Genomic DNA, 1,962 nt, shown 5'->3' with positions numbered 1-1,962 from the left:
CTCTTCTTGTACTGTGGGTTCATCCGATACCTCCCGTCCATATCATGTAACGAACTTAATTCACTACTTGATGATATATAATAGATGACAAGCTGTCAAGCCTCCCTTTTTTTGTACTGTATCTGCATGATAAAGCCGGACTGAAACAGTCCGGCTCATCATTACGCTTATTTATTTTGTATAGAGGTGTTAGCTTTGAACCGCCAGGGTTAAGGCCGCTTCCATGGCAGGCGAATGATCGTTTTTCTTTTCGTCGATCAGTTCACCATTCTTCATGATCAGGATCCGGTCGCAGATATTGACAAGCTGATCAAATTCAGAGGAAACAAGCAATACGCCCTTGCCCATGTCCGCGATGCCGGCAATGATTCCCAGGATGCTCTGCTTGGTTTCAACGTCAACACCGACCGTCGGATCATCCATCATCAGGATATCTGGTTCCGTATAAATACTTTTGCCAAAGACGACCTTCTGTTGATTGCCCCCGGATAAATAACGCAGTTCCTGATCGATCCCCGTTGTTACAATATCAACCTTATCCACCAGCTCCTTGGCTTTTGTGGAAGCCTTCTTGTCATTGATCCGACTCAATTTCGTGAACCGGTGCCAGGAAGGAATGAAAAGATTCATGAAGACGGAATGCCCACCCACGATGCCGGTCCTCCGCCGGTCTTCGGGGATCATGAAGAGACCATTTTTTGCCAGATTCCAGGGCTTGCCATTGGTGATATCCCGGTTACGCAAAAAGACCTTGCCGTCCGCGACCTTGTTAAGTCCGATAATGCTTTTAATCAATTCAGTCCGGCCGCTCCCCATCAGGCCCGCGATGCCCACGACTTCGCCCGGATAAATCTCAAAATCAACTTTTTTCACCCGGCCGTCTCTGCTTTCGAGCGATTTGACTTGGAGTAGGGGCTCCGCCTGGTAATCGACCGGATTTTGGCGGATATGCCTTTCGTTCTCCAATTTGCGTCCCAACATGGCCTCGATCATTTTTTGTATGGACGTATCCTTGATACTTTCATCGAGGACAACAACACCATCACGCAGGATAACCGCCCGATCACAAATCTGCATGATCTCCGGCATGTTGTGTGTGATAAAAATGATGGCGATATCTTTTGCTTTCAATCGTTCTAAAAACTCGAACAGCAACTGCACTTCTGTCTGCGACAGCGAAGCGGTCGGCTCATCCAGGATCAGAACCTGGGTTTCCTTCAAAAGGGCCTTAATAATCTCGATAAGCTGTTGCTGTCCGATGGGAAGATCTCCCACAACCGACTGCAAATCAATATCGGTGATCCCGAAAGACTCAAAGGCTTCCCTGGCACGGCGCCGGCATTCTTTCTCATCGATTTGAATACCTTTTTTTGGCTCAGTATTCAGGAACAGATTCTGCAAGACGGTCATGGTGGGAATCAGTGAGAGTTCCTGAAAGACCATGGCAATGCCGAGATCTTGCGCGTCCCGGGCGTTCTGAATCTCAACGTCTTGTCCATCGACCTGGATCTGACCCGAGTCCTTGAAGTAAACCCCGTTGATGATCTTCATCAGGGTTGATTTGCCGGCTCCGTTCCCGCCGAGAAAACCAAGAATGGTTCCATGCTCCACATTGAAGGAAACTCCCTTCAAAACCGGGTTGTTAAAAAATGATTTATAAATATCTTTGACTGCAAGCGCGCTGTTATTCATGTCCATTACTTCCACACGGTCGGTTTCCCATCAGAATCGTAGATGCCTTCAACGAAAGCCTGGCCTTTTGAAATCCCCGAGACAGGAACAACAAAGGCCCTGGTTACAAAAGCCTGTGCCCTGAATCCGAAAACGACTGTATCACCTACACGAATGGCCGCCTTGGAATCCTTGTCAAGAATGCCATAATAATCGATTGCCTCCGGCGCGGGCATGTCGCAGACCACCAGATTGTCTTTCGCGGTTTCAGGTGTCCGCCCCACACAAGCT

The 1,962-nt window shown here is 48.4% G+C and carries 2 protein-coding genes; both read right to left on the bottom strand.

The annotated features are described in order from the left end of the window. Nucleotides 1–189 precede the first annotated feature (189 nt). Nucleotides 190–1,692: a sugar ABC transporter ATP-binding protein gene (locus GX147_05825; GenBank protein NLN60211.1), complete on the bottom strand. Its 1,503-nt coding sequence runs from the start codon at nt 1,690–1,692 to the stop codon at nt 190–192. A gap of 5 nt (nt 1,693–1,697) precedes the next feature. Continuing rightward, on the bottom strand, nt 1,698–1,962 hold a 265-nt coding region (locus tag GX147_05820; protein NLN60210.1), incomplete at its 5' end, for a YhfX family PLP-dependent enzyme.

The sequence above is a fragment of the Deltaproteobacteria bacterium genome (assembly GCA_012522415.1).
In the GTDB taxonomy this organism is placed as follows: domain Bacteria; phylum Desulfobacterota; class Syntrophia; order Syntrophales; family JAAYKM01; genus JAAYKM01.
This window is presented reverse-complemented; position numbering and strand designations above follow the sequence as displayed.